Annotated in this window: 17 protein-coding genes; 11 read left to right on the forward strand and 6 right to left on the reverse strand. The window is 68.9% G+C overall.

The genetic code is table 11. The features are described 5' to 3' along the window. Window positions 1-72: 72 nt before the first annotated feature. From fabG to plsX, 4 genes are read right to left on the reverse strand one after another with little or no spacing between them, the layout of a single operon-like run. Window positions 73-819 (reverse strand): 3-oxoacyl-[acyl-carrier-protein] reductase, encoded by a 747-nt coding sequence (gene fabG, locus DAT35_RS16555; protein WP_108068006.1) that lies wholly within the window; start codon window positions 817-819, stop codon window positions 73-75. Between the two features lies 1 nt (window position 820). Then, a complete protein-coding gene (gene fabD / locus DAT35_RS16560; protein ID WP_108068007.1) occupies window positions 821-1,753 on the reverse strand; it encodes an ACP S-malonyltransferase in 933 nt (310 codons plus the stop codon). A gap of 44 nt (window positions 1,754-1,797) precedes the next feature. After that, window positions 1,798-2,808 (reverse strand): beta-ketoacyl-ACP synthase III, encoded by a 1,011-nt coding sequence (locus tag DAT35_RS16565; RefSeq protein WP_304466052.1) that lies wholly within the window; start codon window positions 2,806-2,808, stop codon window positions 1,798-1,800. Between the two features lie 20 nt (window positions 2,809-2,828). After that, window positions 2,829-3,893 carry a phosphate acyltransferase PlsX gene (gene plsX, locus DAT35_RS16570; RefSeq protein ID WP_108068008.1) on the reverse strand — a complete coding sequence of 355 codons (1,065 nt, stop codon included), beginning with the start codon at window positions 3,891-3,893 and terminating at the stop codon, window positions 2,829-2,831. 251 nt (window positions 3,894-4,144) lie between these two features. Here plsX and rpmF point away from each other — a divergent pair, with 251 nt between their 5' ends. Beyond that, window positions 4,145-4,333: a 50S ribosomal protein L32 gene (gene rpmF / locus DAT35_RS16575; RefSeq protein WP_108068009.1), complete on the forward strand. Its 189-nt coding sequence runs from the start codon at window positions 4,145-4,147 to the stop codon at window positions 4,331-4,333. A gap of 84 nt (window positions 4,334-4,417) precedes the next feature. Here rpmF and DAT35_RS16580 read toward each other — a convergent pair whose 3' ends face one another. Further along, window positions 4,418-6,361 (reverse strand): glycoside hydrolase family 15 protein, encoded by a 1,944-nt coding sequence (locus tag DAT35_RS16580; RefSeq protein WP_108068010.1) that lies wholly within the window; start codon window positions 6,359-6,361, stop codon window positions 4,418-4,420. 480 nt (window positions 6,362-6,841) lie between these two features. Between DAT35_RS16580 and DAT35_RS16585 the strand changes: the two genes are divergently transcribed. Then, a complete protein-coding gene (locus DAT35_RS16585; protein ID WP_108068011.1) occupies window positions 6,842-7,663 on the forward strand; it encodes a mechanosensitive ion channel family protein in 822 nt (273 codons plus the stop codon). 177 nt (window positions 7,664-7,840) lie between these two features. After that, on the forward strand, window positions 7,841-8,797 hold the full coding sequence (locus tag DAT35_RS16590; protein ID WP_108068012.1) for a class I SAM-dependent methyltransferase: 957 nt from the start codon (window positions 7,841-7,843) through the stop codon (window positions 8,795-8,797). A 36-nt stretch (window positions 8,798-8,833) separates the two neighbouring features. Here DAT35_RS16590 and DAT35_RS16595 read toward each other — a convergent pair whose 3' ends face one another. Then, entirely contained in the window at window positions 8,834-9,412 is a 579-nt protein-coding gene (locus DAT35_RS16595; protein WP_108068013.1) for a DUF177 domain-containing protein, read from the reverse strand. Between the two features lie 157 nt (window positions 9,413-9,569). Here DAT35_RS16595 and DAT35_RS16600 point away from each other — a divergent pair, with 157 nt between their 5' ends. The 8 genes from DAT35_RS16600 to DAT35_RS16635 all read left to right on the forward strand — a co-directional run bounded on the left by DAT35_RS16600 (window position 9,570) and on the right by DAT35_RS16635 (window position 16,735). Beyond that, window positions 9,570-10,472 carry a hypothetical protein gene (locus tag DAT35_RS16600; RefSeq protein ID WP_108068014.1) on the forward strand — a complete coding sequence of 301 codons (903 nt, stop codon included), beginning with the start codon at window positions 9,570-9,572 and terminating at the stop codon, window positions 10,470-10,472. After that, a complete protein-coding gene (locus tag DAT35_RS16605; RefSeq protein WP_108068015.1) occupies window positions 10,469-10,969 on the forward strand; it encodes a hypothetical protein in 501 nt (166 codons plus the stop codon). Before DAT35_RS16600 ends, DAT35_RS16605 begins: the two co-directional genes overlap by 4 nt. A gap of 115 nt (window positions 10,970-11,084) precedes the next feature. Beyond that, on the forward strand, window positions 11,085-11,765 hold the full coding sequence (locus DAT35_RS16610; protein ID WP_108068016.1) for a winged helix-turn-helix domain-containing protein: 681 nt from the start codon (window positions 11,085-11,087) through the stop codon (window positions 11,763-11,765). Window positions 11,766-11,783: 18 nt separating this feature from the next. Continuing rightward, window positions 11,784-13,148: a cell wall metabolism sensor histidine kinase WalK gene (locus DAT35_RS16615; RefSeq protein WP_108068421.1), complete on the forward strand. Its 1,365-nt coding sequence runs from the start codon at window positions 11,784-11,786 to the stop codon at window positions 13,146-13,148. Window positions 13,149-13,160: 12 nt separating this feature from the next. Further along, complete coding sequence (locus DAT35_RS16620) at window positions 13,161-14,108, forward strand: metallophosphoesterase (RefSeq protein ID WP_108068017.1); 948 nt, start codon at window positions 13,161-13,163, stop codon at window positions 14,106-14,108. 63 nt (window positions 14,109-14,171) lie between these two features. Continuing rightward, entirely contained in the window at window positions 14,172-14,672 is a 501-nt protein-coding gene (locus DAT35_RS16625) for a histidine phosphatase family protein (RefSeq protein WP_108068018.1), read from the forward strand. 70 nt (window positions 14,673-14,742) lie between these two features. Then, window positions 14,743-15,432, forward strand: a complete 690-nt coding sequence (locus tag DAT35_RS16630; RefSeq protein WP_108068019.1) for a response regulator — start codon at window positions 14,743-14,745, stop codon at window positions 15,430-15,432. Between the two features lie 112 nt (window positions 15,433-15,544). Then, window positions 15,545-16,735, forward strand: a complete 1,191-nt coding sequence (locus DAT35_RS16635) for a porin (RefSeq protein WP_108068020.1) — start codon at window positions 15,545-15,547, stop codon at window positions 16,733-16,735. The last annotated feature ends 19 nt before the right edge of the window (window positions 16,736-16,754 follow it).

A 16,754-nucleotide genomic window follows, 5' to 3' on the forward strand; every position in this document is an offset into this window, starting at 1 on the left:
CCCGGCATACTCCCCGGACCTTGTAAAGACCGGCGCGGTATAACCCACGCCCGCCGGCAATCCAACCCTTGGCTACATGTACATGCCGCCGTTCACCTTCAGGACCTCTCCGGTGATGTACGTGGCGGCGTCGCTGGCGAGGAAGAGGACGGCATTAGCCACCTCCTCGGGGGAGCCCAGGCGGCCCAGCGGGATGGCGGCCAGCATCTTCTCCCGCGTCTCACCCTCCAGGTGGGACGTCATGTCCGTGCCGATGAAGCCCGGAGACACGGCGTTGACCCGGATATTTCGGCTGGCCAGCTCGCGGGCCACGGACTTGGTCAGTCCAATGAGGCCCGCTTTGGATGCCGAGTAGGCGGCCTGTCCGCCGTTGCCCATCTCCCCCACCACCGAGGTGAGGTTGATGATGGCTCCGCCCTTCTGCTTCATCATCGGGCGGCTGGCCGCACGGATGAGCGCGAAGGCACCCTTGAGGTTGGTGTCCAGCTGCTTGTCCCAGTCCTCGTCCTTCACGCGCATGACCAGGCCGTCCACGGCCACGCCCGCGTTGTTGACAAGCACGTCAATGCGGCCGTGCGTCTTCACCACGTTCTCCACGGTGCTGGCGCAGGCGGCGCTGTCGGCCACGTCGAAGCGCACCGCCTCGCCCTTGGCCCCGGCGGCCTGGAGGAGACCCAGGGTCTCCTGCGCCGCGGCCTCGTTGCCCGCGTAGCTGATGACCACCGTGGCGCCCTGCTTCGCGAAGGCCACCGCGATGGAGCGGCCGATGCCTCGCGAGCCGCCCGTCACCAGCACCACCTTGTCCTTGAACGCGCTCATCTCAGGCTCCCAGTGCGGCGAGCGTCTTCTCCAAGCTCGCGGAATCTTCGACGTTGGACAACTCGAGGTCCTTGGTGATGCGCTTGATGAGCCCGTTGAGCACCTTGCCGGGGCCGAGCTCGACGACGCGCGTCACGCCCGCGGCCTGGAGGGCCTGGATGGTCTCCACCCAGCGCACCGAGGAGCTCACCTGCTCGAGCAGCAGCGGCACCACACGGGCGGCGTCGCTGTTGGGCTTCGCCTCCACGTTCGTCACCACGGGGACGGACGGAGCGGACACCTTCACCTTGCCCAGCACCTCGGCCAGCCGGGGCTTCACCGGCTCCATCAGTGCGCAGTGGAAGGGGGCGGACACCGGCAGCAGCTTCGCCTTGCCTCCCAGCTCCTTCACTTGAGCAATGGCACGCTCCACCGCCTGGACATGGCCGGCGATGACCGTCTGCTCCGGTGAGTTGTAGTTGGCGGGGGACACCACCTGCCCCTCGGCGGCCGCGTCGCACGCCTGCTTCACCTTGGCGGGCTCCAGGCCCATCACCGCGGCCATGGCGCCCACGCCCTCGGGCACGGCGTCCTGCATGAAGGTGCCACGGGCCCGCACCGCCCGGACCGCATCCGCCAGCGACAGCGCGCCCGCCGCCACCAGCGCCGAGTACTCACCCAGCGAGTGTCCCGCCACGAAGGCCGGGGCCGGCCCACGCTTGGAGAAGACGGCGTGCGCCGCCACCGACACCGTGAGGATGGCCGGCTGCGTGTTGGCCGTCAGCTTGAGCGCGGACTCGGGGCCCTCGAACAGCATCTGGGAGAACTTCTCGCCCAGCGCCGCGTCGGCCTCCTCGAAGATGGCCCGGGCCTCGGGGAACTTCTCGTACAGGTCCTTCCCCATGCCGACAGCCTGGCTGCCCTGCCCGGGGAAGACGAATGCGATTTTCGACATGATTCTTTCTCCCTCCCTTTGACCAGCACTACCAGCGACCAGCACTACCAGCGCATCACCGCACTACCCCACGCCATCCCCGCGCCGATGGCCATCATCGCCACCACATCTCCCTGCTTCAGCCGACCCGCCCGGTTGGCCTCGTCGAGCGTCATGGGCAGGGACGCGGAGGACGTATTGCCGTATTCGTGCAGGTTGAGCCAGCACTTCTCGATGGGCAATTCCAGCCGCTGAAGCACGGCTTCGAGGATACGGATGTTGGCCTGATGCGAGATGACGTGGTCCACGTCCCGGGGGTGCAACCCGTTGGCCTTGAGGGCCGTCTGGGTCGCGTCCGCCAGCGCTCGCACCGCGAACTTGAAGACCTCGCGGCCGTTCATGTGCAGCGTGTGCAGCTTCTCCTTCAGCACCTCCTCGCAGGCGGGCTTGCTGGTGCCACCGCCGGGGATGCAGAGGATCTCCGCCAGGGAGCCGTCCGTGTACAGGTGCGTGGAGAGCAGCCCGCGTCCCGGGTCCTCGGTGGGGGCGATCACCATGGCGCCCGCCGCGTCGCCGAAGAGCACGCAGGTGTTGCGGTCTTCCCAGTTGACGGTGCGGCTGAGCATCTCCGCGCCGATGACGAGCGCGCGCTTCACCTGGCCGGTGCGGATGAACTGGTCCGCCACGCTCAGGGCGTAGAGCGAGCCCGAGCACGCCGCCGACACGTCGAAGGCGAAGGCGTTCTTCGCGCCCAGCTTCGCCTGCACCACGGCGGCGCAGGAGGGCATGGGCATGTCCGGCGTGACGGTGCCCACCACGATGAGCCCCAGTTCCTCGGGACGGACTCCGGCCATCTCCAGCGCCCGCCGAGCCGCATGCACGGCCATGTCGCTGGTGGCCTCGCCCGGTGCCGCCACCCGCCGCTTGCGGATGCCCGTGCGCTCGGTGATCCACGCGTCCGTCGTGTCGACGATCTTTTCGAGGTCGGCGTTGGTCAGGACCTTCTCCGGAGCGTAGGAACCGGTTCCGATGATCTGCGTGCGTGCCACGATGCCCCCTGTGGGTGTCTCGGACACGAACGCCTCGCGCGGGCTCTCTAATCGGAAAGGGCCTCCTCTGTCGCCCCCTTTCCCCTTTGGCGGGCGGGGAGCCAGGCGGCGGCTTCGGCGATGCAGCGCGTCAACTCGGTGCGCAACCCCGCCTGGGCCGTCTGCAGCGCGGCCTCCAGGGCCTGTTGGAGCGCCCGGGGCGAGCTGCGGCCATGGGCCACGATGCCCACGCCCTCGATGCCGAGCAGTGGAGCACCCCCATACTCCGCGTAGTCCACCATCTTCTTCAGGCCGGCGAAGGTGGGCTGGAGCAGCAGCGCGCCCAGCTTCTCCGGCAGGCCCCCGCGCCGCTCGATGGCCGAGCGCAACAACCCCGTGACGGCCGCCGCCACGCCCTCGGACGTCTTGAGGACCACGTTGCCCGTGAAGCCGTCGGTGACGACCACCTCCACGTCCCCGGAGAAGATGTCCTTGCCCTCCACGTAGCCCACGAAGTCCAGCTTCGAGGCCCGCAGCAGCTCCGAGGCCTCCCGGGTGAGGGAGGTGCCCTTGGAGGGCTCCTCGCCATTGGAGAGCACCGCCACGCGCGGGCGGGCGACTTCCAGGCGGGCGCGCACGTAGGCCTCCCCCAGCACCGCCCACTGGGCCAGGTGCACGGGCCGGCACTCCACGTTGGCCCCAGCGTCCAAAAGCAGACAACGCCCGCCCCCCTTGAGGGTCGGCAGCAGCGTGGCGATCGCCGGGCGCTCGACGCCGGGGATGCGGCCGAGCACCAGCAGCGCCCCCGCCATCACCGCCCCCGAGTGCCCCGCCGACACCAGGGCCTCCGCCTCGCCCCGGCGCACCAGTTCGAAGCCCACCCGGAGGGAGGAGTCCTTCTTGCGGCGGATGGCGGAGATGGCGTGATCCTCCATCTCCACCACCTCCGAGGCGGGGTGAAGGCGCACGTTGTCCGGGGCGCCCCCGGCCTGGGCCAGGGGTCCACTCAGACGCGCCGGGTCCCCCACGAGCACCACTTCGTGCTCCGGGTGCTCTCGGGCGAACAGGAGGGCCCCCTGCACGGGGGCCGCGGGGGCATGGTCACCCCCCATGGCATCCAGGACGAGCCTCATCGCGGGCGCATCCTTCCATGGACGCCCCGGAGCCGGGAGCACGGAGAGCAGGCGGGTAGACACCTCCGGGCGGCGGAGCGTAAGAATGTGGGCGGCCCGGCTCCGGTTGGACCTGGGCACGGCGAACCCCGCACAGGCGCGTTGACTCACACGCCCCGAGCGGCTAGGGTCCGCCGCCTTCCGAGCTTTTGCCGGCCGGGACCGGTGGGGAAGCCCCGGGGTCCAGGGCCGTGACGATATAGAGGTGAGCCGTGGGTGTTCCCAAGAAGCGTACTTCCAAGATGCGTCGTGACCGCCGCCGCGCGGCCAACAACAACCTGCGCAGCGCCGTGCAGGTGATTCAGTGCGCCAACTGCAAGGAGCCGGTGCTTCCGCACCGCGCCTGCGCAGCGTGCGGCTTCTACAAGGGCCGCGAGACGGTGCAGGGCGCCGAAGCCTGAAGCACTGACTCCCAGCTCCGCTGGAAGGCAAGAAGGCCGTTCCCTCTCCCGAGGGGCGGCCTTTCTGCTTTGGAGCGCCCTCCCCTACCGCCCGGGCCAGAGGTCCCGGCAGGTGCTCCCCGGGATGGGGGGCGGCTCGGGCTCGAGCAGGTGGGGAGGCGCCATCACGCCCTCGTCCCGCATCCGCAGCGCCAGGTCGATGCGCGCCGCGGCGTTGATCAACCCCAGGTGGCTGAAGGCCTGGGGGAAGTTGCCCAGCTGCTCGCGCGCCAGCGGGTGGATCTCCTCGGCGAGCAACCCGAGGTGGTTGGCGGCCTCCGCGTGCACCACGAAGACCTCCTCGGCCTCCTCGAGGCGGTTGGACAGCGCCAGCGCCTCGGCGAGCCAGAAGCCGCACAGGATGAAGGCGCCCTCGGGCCCCGCCACCCCATCGTCCATCCGGTACCGCCGGAGGAAACGGCCCGCCCCCAGCTCGGCGCGCAACCAGTCGATGGTCTTCTGGACGAGCGGCTCGCAGGCCCGGAAGCATCCCGCGATGGGCAGGAGCAACAGCGCGGCATCCGGCTGGTTGCCTCCGTAGTAGCCCACGAAGTGAGACCCCGTGGGGTCCACCCCGTTGCGGAGGATGTCGTTGCGGATGAGCTCCGCCTCGCGAGCGCACGCCTGCTGGAGCATCGGCTCGGCGAAGAGCCGGGCCAGGTGCTGGCCGCGATGGAGCGCCAGCCAGCACATGAGCTTGGAGTGCACGTTGTGACGCATGTCCCGGCGCGGCTCCCAGATGCCATGGTCCGGCTCACGCCAGCGGCGGGCGGTGGTCTGGATGACCCGCTTCAGCAGCGCCCAGGTGCGCAGCGGCAGCCGGCCACCGAATCGCTCGTAGAGGTAGGCCGCGTCGAGCAGCGCGCCCGCGGTGTCGAACTGGAGCTGATCGCGAGCATCGTTGCCGATCCGCACCGGGGCCGAGCCCTGAAACCCGGACAGATGCTCGAGGATCTGCTCCTCGGGCACGGGGCCTCCATCCAGCGAGTACATGATCTGGAGGGGATCTCCGCGCTTGAGCGTGTCGCGCACGAAGTAGAAGAACTCCCGGGCCTCGTTCGTGTAGCCGATGAGATTGGTGGCGCGCACGGCCATCGCGGCGTCACGGACCCAGCTGTAGCGGTAGTCCCAGTTGCGAGGCCCTCCAATCCACTCGGGAAACGAGGTGGTGGGCGCGGCCACCATGGCGCCGGTGGGGGCGTACATCAGCAGCTTCAGCATCAGCGCCGAGCGCAGGACATTGTGCCGCCACGGCCCCTCGTACCGCAGCTGCTGGGACCACTCCCGCCAGGCCTGGCGCGTGGCCCGCAGCAGCTCGAAGGGCCGGTACGCGGCGATGGGCTCCGGCCGCTCCGCGTCCCAGGCCAGCACCATCCAGCGCCGCTCTCCCGTGCCCAGCCGGATGCGCGTCTGCAGGCCCGAGTCACCATGGGGCTCCCAGTTCACCTCCCCGTCGAGCACCGCGACCATCCGCTCGCCGAGCTCTCCGCGCGCCACCAACCCATGCTTCTCGCGCTCCAATCGCGTCTGCGATTCCGCGTACCTGAAGCGCGGATCGAAGACGATGTTCAGCTCGAACGAGCCCTCGACGCACTCGATGCGCCGGTGCACCTCGTGGATCGTTGCTCGCGGATCATTCGTCCACGGCATGTAGTCAATGAGCCGGACGACCCCCTTTCGCTCGACGCGGAAGAGCGTCTCCAGGACGTTGGTGTCCGAGTCGTAGCGCTGCAGGCTCTCGAACGGCCACTCGGCCGGAGTGATGCCGGTGGAGCCGCCCTTCACGTCATCGAGGACGCTCGCGAAGACGCTCGGGCTGTCGAAGCGGGGGAAGCACAGCCAGTCGATGACCCCATCCGGCCTGACCAGGGCACACGTGATGCCATCGCCGATCATCCCCCGGCTGGCCAGGGTGATCTCCCGGTGCGACCCGGGATTCGTGAACCGGAACGGCCGATTCATCCTCTTGGCGGCACTGTAGAGGTCCATGCGCGCTGCCCTCGCTTCCACCAAGGGTAGGAACCCCTGCGCACGGGGTGTAAACCCGGACGGCGACCAGCCGGACGTCCGTGCCGGTCCAGCGTCAGGGCGGGGAATGAAACGCGGGAGCCGGGCCCCGGCGCTGACGTGTCAACCCCGTGGGCTGACGCGCCAGCCGGTGTGTCAACCCCGCCCCCAGGCCCCGAGCGCTGGATTCGAGGAGTGTCCCTCCGTGGGCTTGCGCGAGGGCTCGTGCTGGCCCGGCCCGTGCACACGCCACCGGGGACTGCCGTACCGAAGCCAGGGGCCAGGAGCGGAGAGGATGTCTTGCATTCTGAGGGCATGGAAACCTGGAGATGAAATGCAAGGATTTGCTCCTCTCTTCTCGTGGCGCCGCCGGGCTCTGTAGAGTGGTCGGAGAGAGCCCGGAGCCCGGGCGGATATTTCGGATCCGAACGAAAAACAAACGTCGTCCTCAACGGGAACGCCATGGAAGCCATCATCACTCAATTGAAGTCACTGGCCCTCACGGAGGCCCTGCCCTTCCTGCTCAAGGCAATAGGCGCACTGGTGCTGTGGTTCGTGGGCCGCACGGTCATCAACGGGTTCCGGCGCGTGCTGAACCTCGCCCTGCAGAAGCGCCAGCTCGACGCCACGCTCATCCGCTACATCGAGTCGCTCTTCGCCGGCTCCCTCACCATCCTCCTGCTGCTCGCCATCCTGGGCATGATGGGGGTGGAGACCACGTCGTTCGCCGCGCTGCTGGCGGCGGCGGGCATCGCCATCGGCACGGCCTGGTCCGGCCTGCTCGCCAACTTCGCCGCGGGCATCTTCCTGCTCGTGCTGCGCCCCTTCCGCGTGGGTGATGAGATCTCCGCGGCCGGCGTGTCCGGTGTGGTGCAGGAGATCGGCCTGTTCGCCACCACGCTCGACACCGGCGACAACCTGCGCATCTCCGTCGGCAACAACCGGCTGTTCGGCGACAACATCATCAACTTCAGCCACCACCCCCACCGCAGGGTCGTGGTCAAGCTGCCGCTGCTGCACGGCAGTGACGTGCACACGCTGATGAAGGCCGTGGTGGAGCGCGTGTCGCTGGTGCCCGATGTCCAGCAGCAGCCCGCCCCCAGCGTCGCTGTGGCGGAGTTCACCGCGCTCGGGCCCGTGTTGGCGATCGGCGTGTCCTGCAAGCCCAACCTGGCCGGTGCAACCCAGGCCGCCGTTGCCCTCGCCGTCTCGGAGCTCCTCGTCTCCACGGGTTACGCCGTTCCCACTCAGACAGCCAACCCGATCCTCTCCAAGGCCAGCTGAAGCCGCTGAAGTGAGGACGGCCAGGCGTTGAATACGGAGCACTCGACCCGTCAGGTGGGAGTGCTTCGTACACTAGGTCGCGAAAGGCCGGGCTGAGGTGCTTCACGCACCTGCCCTGCATTCCTACTTTCCCCACTGCGTCATCACAGGGTGCGCGGGCGAGAGGGGAAGCAGGGAATGAACGAGCGGGAAAGCCTGGACGGACGTTTGGCGGCAGTGGGAGCTCCGGCGGTGCTGGTCACGAACCCCGCACCGGAGCGGAATCGGGTCTCCCCGAGGCAGACAGGCCCGAGGCTCGAGGAAGAACTCTTCCCCACCGGACTTTCTCCCGAAGCGCTGGCGCGCTGGGCCTCCGAGTCTGACTTCTTCGACCAGATGGCGGAGAAGCAACGCCCCCAGCCCTTGGATGCGCTCACGCTCGAGCGATACCGCGCTCCCCGGCGTCCGTGGTTCAACAAGGAGTTCCGCTTCCGGCTGATGGGGGAGTTGAGCGGCAGGCGTGTTCTGGACGTGGGCTGCGGCGATGGCAGCAATGCCCTGCTGATGGCCCGGTTCGGCGCCCGGGTGACGGGGATCGACATCTCGCCCCGCTCCATCGAGCTGTGCAAACACAGAGCACGGCTCGATGGCGTGGAGGACTCCACCCACTTCATCTGCTCGCCCCTGGAGACCGCGGATCTGCTCGAGGGTTCCTTCGACGTCATCTGGGGCGATGGCGTGCTGCACCACCTCATCCCGGAGTTGGAGGGGGTGATGCGCAAGCTCGTGAGCTACGCGAAACCCGGAGGGCTCCTCGTCTTCTCCGAGCCGGTCTGCCTCTCGCCCCTGATGCGGAAGCTGCGCAAGCACATTCCCATCCACACCGATGCCACGCCCAACGAGCGGCCGCTCGAGCGGACCGAACTGGACATCATCCAGCGCCATCTGCCCGGGCTGGAGCTGCGGTGGTTCAGCTTCCTGTCCCGGATGGATCGCTTGTTCCTGCGCGACCACAACTTCGAGCGCGCTTCGAAGCCACGCAAGCTCGCCGCGGATGTGCTCGGTTGCACCGACAGGGCGCTCCTCGCGCTTCCCGGGCTCCAACGGCTGGGCGGCATGTGTGTGATGTACGGCCGCCTTCCCGGTCAGGATTGAGCGCCGGCCCGGACGTCCTCGAGCTCCAGCACGGCCTCAGCCCTGGAGCTTGATGTTCTTGAGCGCCGCGAAGCGCGGATCCACGAACTTCGTCTCGCAGCCGCACTGCTTCTCGTTGAGGTTCTGGCCGCACTGCGCGCACAGCCCCCGGCACTCCTCCCGGCACACCGCGTTCATCGGCAGGGCCAGCAGCACCTGCTCGCGGATGATCGGCTCCAAGTCGATCACCTTGCCGTCGAACACCTCCTCGTCCGCGTCGTTCAGCGCGAACGAGCCACCGCTCTCGCCCTGACCGCGGTCCTTCTCCTCCTGCTCGTCCTCGTCCAGCACGTCCTCCCCCCGGACGAGCGACTCGGGAACGAGGTTGATCGTGAAGGACACCGGCAGCTCCAGCTTCGACTCGGTGAGGCAGCGCTTGCACTCCGCCACCACCCGCGAGGTGAACCGGCCCTCGAGCAGCACGCCGCCGCTCACCTTGCGCAGGCTCACCGAGAAGGCCAGCGCCTCGGTGGCCTGGAAGCCGGACCCCTCGAGCGCGGCCCCCAACAGCTCCAGGTTCATCTCCTTCTTGACCTGGAGCCCTTCGTCGCGAATTTCTTCAATCTTTACGAGCATCTACCTGACTTCCTATCCAAAAAGGGGCGCGCATCATGGGGAGGGGCCCTCCCGCAGTCAACGCGTCCGAGCCTCTATAGATGTCACCGGGCCGTCACCGTTGCGCGACTGTCCTCAAGGTAGAGGCATGCCTGGTCGTCTGCTAGGGTGGGTGCCAATGTACGTCCAGCGGTATCGCGTGGTGGCGAGCATCGTGTTGGCGAGCCTGCTGGCGCCTGGCGCCTCGCTTGCCAAGCCCCTGTTTCCGCAGCCCCTCCTCTTCCAGGTGGCCCCGGCCCGCCCGGAGATCGCCCGCGCGCAGCAGCAGATCGCGGATGGCGAGTTCGAGGACGCGGTAAAGACCCTGGAGGCCGGGCTCGACGCGCCGGACGTCACCGACGACCAGCTCGTGGAGCTCTACCGGCTGCTCGGGCTCACCTCGCTATACCTGGGAGACGAGGCGCGCGCACGCGAGGCCTACGAGATGCTCCTCCAGGCCCGACCGGACTACGAGCTGCCGCGCACCGCGCCTCCGAAGATCCGCTCGCTCTACGCGCGCATCAAGGAGGACATCAAGAGCCGCCGCGTCCGGCCCGTCACCCTCCAGGTGGACCCCATCGCCGACACCGCGGGCGGCGAGCCGGTGCGGTCGGAGGCGCGCATCGAGGACATGGCGCTCGGGGCCCGGGCGCGGCTCTTCTACCGGCGCGCGGGGGCCCAGGCCTACAGCTCGGTGGACTTCACGCGCGACCGGACCAACAAGGAGCGCTACTCCGCCACCATCCCCGCCTACGAGCTGCCCGCCACCGCTTCCGCCTACGAAGTGGAGTACTACTTCGAGGTGGCGGACGCGGCGCAACGGCGGCTGGCGGGCCGGGGCGATGCCTTCAACCCGCTCGTCTTCCAGGTGGCCCCCCATCAGGGCGCGGTGGCCTCCGCAAGCGAGCGCCCCTGGTACAAGAGCCCGTGGCTCTGGGTGGCGGTGGGTGCGGTGGCCGTGGCGGGGACCGCCGGCGCCGTCGTCTACGCCACCTCCGAGGAACGGGGCCGCGTCCCCATCACCGTCCGCGTCAACCCATGAGCCCGCGCACTTCCCTCCTCGTCCTGCTGGGCACCGCCCTCGCCGCTGGTTGCGGGGCGGAGTCCTCCTCTTCCGGTACCAGCCTCGGGCTGGACCTCCTCATCGATCGCGCCGTCGCCGATGAGCTGGGCGCCTTCCAGGTGGTGGTCCTGCCCAAGGGCCAGTCGCGCCGCTGCGCCGAGCTGCAGCGCACCTGCCTCAACCAGCAGGTGAATCCGAACGAGGCGCTCGTCATCCAGGGGCCCGACGGCAAGAAGGGGCGCGCCCTGCGCTTCAACGCGGGGCTCTCGGGCGGCGCCCAGGAGCTGGTCGTGGACATCCCCGTGGGCCGCGACTACGTCGTCGTCATCGAGGCGCTCTCGCGCTCCACCCCCACGCACTTCCTGGGCAGCTCCTGCAACTACCTGGAGTCCGTCAGCGCCACCCGCAACGAACCGCTCATCGCCGCCTCCATCACCCTGGCGGCCAGCGAGTGCGATCCCACCATCACCCCCTGAGCACAGGCCGGACGGGCGGACGAGCCGTGTCACAGAGGCGTCACGTGCTCGTCATTCACCCGCCACGGGCAATCTGGTACGCCCTCGGTCAGAAACCGGGGAGCCCCGAGGAACGATGGCACGCATCCTGATCATCGAAGACGAGCAGGACCTGTCCGGACTGGTGGAGTACAACCTGAAGGCGGCGGGATTCGAGGCGGAGGCCGCGGGCACCGGCGCGAGTGGCCTGGTCCGGGCGCGCGCCAACCTGCCGGACCTCATCCTGTTGGATCTGATGTTGCCGGACCTGGCGGGCGGCGAGGTGCTGCGCATGCTCAAGAGCGACTCCGAGCTGCGCAAGGTTCCGGTCATCATCGTGAGCGCCAAGGGCCAGGAGAGTGACCGCATCCAGGGCCTGGAGCTGGGCGCGGACGACTACGTGGTGAAGCCCTTCTCGGTGCGCGAGTTGCTGCTGCGAGTCAAAGCCGTGCTGCGGCGCTCGGACGCGGAGGAGGGGCCGGCGGCGCAGCTGTCCTCTGGGGACATCCAGCTGGACACCTCGCGCCACCAGGTGCGCGTGAAGGGCCAGGAGGTGGTCCTCACCGCGCTGGAGTTCCGCCTGCTGCGCACCCTGCTGGAGCGCAGCGATCGCGTGCAGACGCGCGAGGTGCTGCTGTCGGACGTCTGGGGCATCCAGGCGGAGATCCACACCCGCACGGTGGACACGCACATCAAGCGCCTGCGCGAGAAGCTCGGCCCCGCGGGCGACATCATCGAGACGGTGCGCGGCGTGGGCTACAAGCTCAGCCCTCCGTAAGGGAAGGCCTCCATGCCACTGCCCCTGCGCCTCGTCCTGGTTCCGCTGCTCGGCCCCGCCCTCGCGGCGCTGGTCCTCTTCCTGCTGCTGGGCTGGAAGATGGACGCTGTCTATGTGTCCATCACCACGCTCGCCGGCTCCGCGCTGACGCTGGTGGCGGCCCGAGGCGCACTCAAGCGCCAGCTGCTCAGGCTGGCCCGCCAGGTCCGCACCCGCGCCGAAGGCACACCCGCCACGGGCCCTCGTGAGGACGAGCAGACTCCGATCGAAGAGGTGGCCAACCTCCAGGGCGCCATCGACTCGCTGCACCAGCAACTCTCCGAGCGCAACGCCGGCCTCAACCAGGAGGCGCGCATCCTCACCGCGGTGCTGGATGGCATGGCCGAGGGCCTCTGGGTGACGGACGCCGAGGGCACCGTGGTGCGCCACAACGACGCGCTGCGGGACATGCTGCAAACCGTCACGGATATCATCGGCCAGCGGCCCCTGGCCCTGCTGCGCAACGACGCGCTCAACGAGGCCGTCACCCAGGCCTGCCGCGAGGGGGCCTCCACCCACCTCGAGCTGACACTCGAGGGCCTGTTCCCCCGCACGCTCGCCATCCGGGTGACTCCGCTGGGGAGGGATCTGCCGGGCAGCGCCGCCGTCTTCCACGACGTCACCGAGCTGCGCCGCCTGGAGAAGGTGCGCAAGGACTTCGTCGCCAACGTCTCCCACGAGCTGCGCACCCCCATCACCGCCATCCGCGGCTACGCCGAGACGCTCCAAGGCGGCGCGCTGGGGGACGCCAACGTCGCGCCCAAGATGGTGGACATCATCCACCGCCAGTCCGAGCGTCTCTCGGAGCTCGTCGAGGACCTGCTCGAACTGTCCCGGTTGGAGTCACGGGAAGTGAAGCTGAAGGTGGCGGACGTGCCCCTGGCCGTGTCCGCCTCCCGGGCGGCCGAGGTGGTTCGTCACAAGGCCCAGGGCAAGAAGATTACGGTCGAGCTGAACATCCCCCTGGAGCTGGTGGGCCGAGGGGACGAGCGAGGGCTCGAGCAGGTGCTGCTCAACCTGTTGGACAACGCGGTGAAGTACACCCCCGAGGGAGGCCGGGTGACGGTGACGGGCGGCCTGGAGGACGGGCGGTGCGCGGTGCACGTGAAGGACACCGGGGTGGGCATCGAGCCCAAGCACCTGGCCCGCATCTTCGAGCGCTTCTACCGGGTGGATAAGGGCCGGAGCCGGGACATGGGGGGCACGGGCCTGGGCCTGTCCATCGTCAAGCACCTGATGAGCGCCATGGGGGGCGAGGTCCGGGTCGAGAGCCAACCAAACGAGGGCTCTACCTTCACGATTTTCCTTCCAGCGGCGGTGCCCTCGGCGACGGCGACGGGTTAGGATGGAGCGACCATGCGGGTCGCCATCCTCGCCGACATTCACGGGAACCTCCCCGCCTGCGAGGCCGTCCTCGAGGACATTGCCCGCGTCGCGCCCGACTACGTCGTGGCCGCGGGAGACCTGGCGCTGCGCGGCGCGCACCCGCGCGAGACGGTGGAGTTGCTCTTCGATCGCTGCGATGCGGTCCTCATGGGCAACACGGACTGCTACCTCGCCGGCCACTACCTGGGCGGGGCCTACCGCGAGCGGGACCACTGGAAGACGGAGCTGCTGCAGTGGACGAGGGATCAGCTCGGTGAGCCCTGGCTGAAGCGCCTGGGCGCGATGCCCTTCTCCGTGCGCTACTCGCCGCGCCGGGGGCAGGACCTGTTCGTCTGCCACGCCAACCCGCGCAACCTCGAGGACTCGCTGGACCCCACGCTGGACGAGAACACGGTGCGCCGCTACTTCCAGAACCTGGACGCGGCCGCGTGTGCCTTCGGCCACCTGCACTTTCCCTACCGCCGCCGCGTGGGCCGGTTGCTGATCGCCGACGTGGCCAGCGCCGGCATCCCCCGCGACGGAGACCTGCGCCCGGCCTACGGCGTCTTCACCTTCACGCCCAAGGGCTGGCGCGTGCAGATCCGCCGCGTGCGCTACCCGGTGCGCAAGGCCACCCAGGCACTCACCGCGCGCCGCGTGCCCGGTGGACCCCTCCTCATCCACAAGCTCGTCGAGGCGCGCTACCGCCACCACAAGGCGCTGATGGAGGCCGCGCGCCGTCACTCGGGCCTGCCGCCTCCCGGCCCGGTGCTGCGCCCGCCACCGGGTGCCAACATCCCCCACCGGCCCACGCCGCTCGAGATGCCGGCGGTGGAGCCCCCACTGCTCCTCAAGCAGGCCGTGGGTGATGAGGACCACGCTGCCCCCGCCGAGGACGAGCCGACTCCGCTCTCGACCGTGCAGGACCTGGACGGCTGACGGCCGCGACGCGGGAACGTTGCTTGCGCCCCCGGCCTTCGGGCTTCTAGGGACGGAGCTCGCATGTCACCCACCCAGATGCCCCTGATGCTCGTGCGCCACGCCGTGGCCGAGGACCTCCACCCCCTGGGTGACGAGGCTCGCGCCCTCACCGTCGAGGGCCGCGCCGCCTTCCGCACCCACGCTCGCAAGCTGGCGCGCCTCACGCCCATGGCCGGCATCGTCACCAGCCCCCTGGTGCGCGCGGTGCAGACCGCGGAGATCCTCGCCGAGGCCTTCGGACTGGGCCGCGTGGAGGTGCACTCCGCGCTGCTTCCCCACCCCAACGGCCCCAAGCGCATCCTCCGTCTCGCGCGCGAGCTGGGCGCGGGCTGGATGATGGTCGGCCACAACCCCTCCCTCTCCCGCGCCGGCGCGCTCGCCCTCGACGTGGACGAGCTGCCCGACAAGCTGCGCAAGGGCACCGCGCTCGCGCTCCATCCCGAAGGCAAGCACTTCTCCCTGGCGTGGATAGCAACACCCGGCCGCTCCTTCCTGCGTCCCGACGACCTTCACTCCCGGTAACGGATGTCACACACTTGTCGCAGACACGTCACCGCGACGCAAACGGTGAGGCCCAGAGTGCGCCATCGCCATGGCCCACGTCCTCATCGTTGACGACGAGAGAGATCTCGCCGAGCTCATCGACTTCAATCTCCGCGCCGCCGGGTTCTCTACCCGCGTGGCACCCACTGGCGAGTCGGCGCTCTCCGCCGCCCGCGAGCAGCGCACGGATGTCGTCCTCCTGGATCTGATGTTGCCGGACATGTCCGGCGTGGAGGTCTGCCGCCAGCTGCGCACCGCCGCCAACACCCGTGACGTCCTCATCGTCATGCTCACCGCCAAGGGTGAAGAGGCGGACCGCGTACGCGGCTTCGAGGTGGGCGCCGACGACTACGTCACCAAGCCCTTCAGCGTCCGCGAGCTCGTCCTGCGGCTCAAGGCCATCCTCCGCCGCAGCAGCCCCGGCAAGGGCGATCCGGCTTCGTTCAAGCTCGGTCCCCTCACGCTCGACGTCTCCGCCCACCGCTTCTACGTGGACGGCAAGGAGGTGCCCCTCACCGCGCTCGAGTTCCGCCTGCTGGAGCACCTCCTCTCCCGCGTGGGCCGCGTGCAGACGCGCGAGCAGCTCCTCGAAGAGGTGTGGGGCCTCTCCAGCAACCTGGAGACGCGCACCATCGACACCCACGTCATGCGCCTGCGCGACAAGCTGGGCTCCGCACGCGCCTACCTCGAGACGGTGCGCGGCGTGGGCTACCGCATCGTCGAGCCGAGCGCCGCGTGAGCGTCGTTGCCCATTTGTCACGGACCCTCCGTCAAACAGCCACAGAGGACCCATAGATGGTGCCCGCCGTTGTTCGACAGCAGACGAAACAACACCGGAGCCCCCCAACGTTATGCGTAACCTGATCGCCGCGATGCTGACCTTCGCTTCTGGTGCCGCACTGGCCCAGGAGACCCCTCCTCCCGCCACCGAGGCCGCTCCCACGCAGAGCACCGACGAGCGGGTAACCGAGACCGAGGGCAAGGTCACCTCCATCGAGGAGCAGCTGGCCGAGATCAAGAGCATCCTCTCTCCCCTCTCGAAGCTGAAGTTCTCCGGCTACGTGCAGGGCCGCTACCAGTGGGAGCAGACGCGCGAGAACGGGACCGGCGGCTTCAGCCGCTTCACCGTCCGCCGCAGCCGGCTCAAGGCCACCTATACCGGTGACATCGCCCAGTTCATGCTGCAGATCGACGCCTCGCCCTCCGGCGTGACGCTCAAGGACGCCGAGGCCACGCTCTTCATCCCCGGCACGAAGCAGAACCAGTCGGTGACGCTGGGGCAGATGAAGTGGCCGTTCGGCTACGAGGCCGTGCAGTCCTCCAGCGACCGCGAGTTCCCCGAGCGCACCCGCGTCATCCGGGCCTTCCTCCCCGACGAGCGGGACCGCGGCGTGAAGTACAGCGGCAAGTTCGGTTTCCTCCGCCTCAGCGCGGGCGTCTTCGACGGCAACGGCATCAACTTCCCGAACTCCGCTGGCGTGGACAACGACAAGGAGAAGGACCTCATCGGCCGCGCCGGGTTCGACCTGAAGTGGATCTCCGGCGGCATCTCCGGCTGGTACGGCCACACCATTCCCCTGGTCAAGGCCGTTGAAGATCCCTACCGCCTGGCCTACGAGCGCAGCCGCATCGGCGCGGACCTGCAGGTCTACCTGGACTTCCTCCCCGTGGGCGCCACCGCCCTCAAGGGTGAGTACATCAAGGGCAAGACCTTCGTGAGCAACGGCACCGAGCTGCTCGATCGGCCTGCCAGCGGTTGGTACGCGCTGCTCGTGCAGAACATCGGCGTCACCGACGCGGTGGCCGTGCGCTACGACTACTTCGATCCGTCCAACGGCACGCCGGCCCTCGCGGATTCCAAGAATCCAACGGCGCCCGCGGGCACCAACGCCGTCGGAACGGTGGGACTCACCGCCATCCACTACTTTGGTGAGAACCTGAAGCTTTCGGCCACCTACGAGCACCCCATGACGGCCGTCGTCGCGGACGTCCATGACCCGCACGACGATCAGTTCACCGTCCAGATGCAGGCCCGCTTCTAGGTCCCTACCCTCTTCCCAA

The sequence above is a fragment of the Vitiosangium sp. GDMCC 1.1324 genome (assembly GCF_003044305.1).
Lineage (GTDB): Bacteria > Myxococcota > Myxococcia > Myxococcales > Myxococcaceae > Archangium.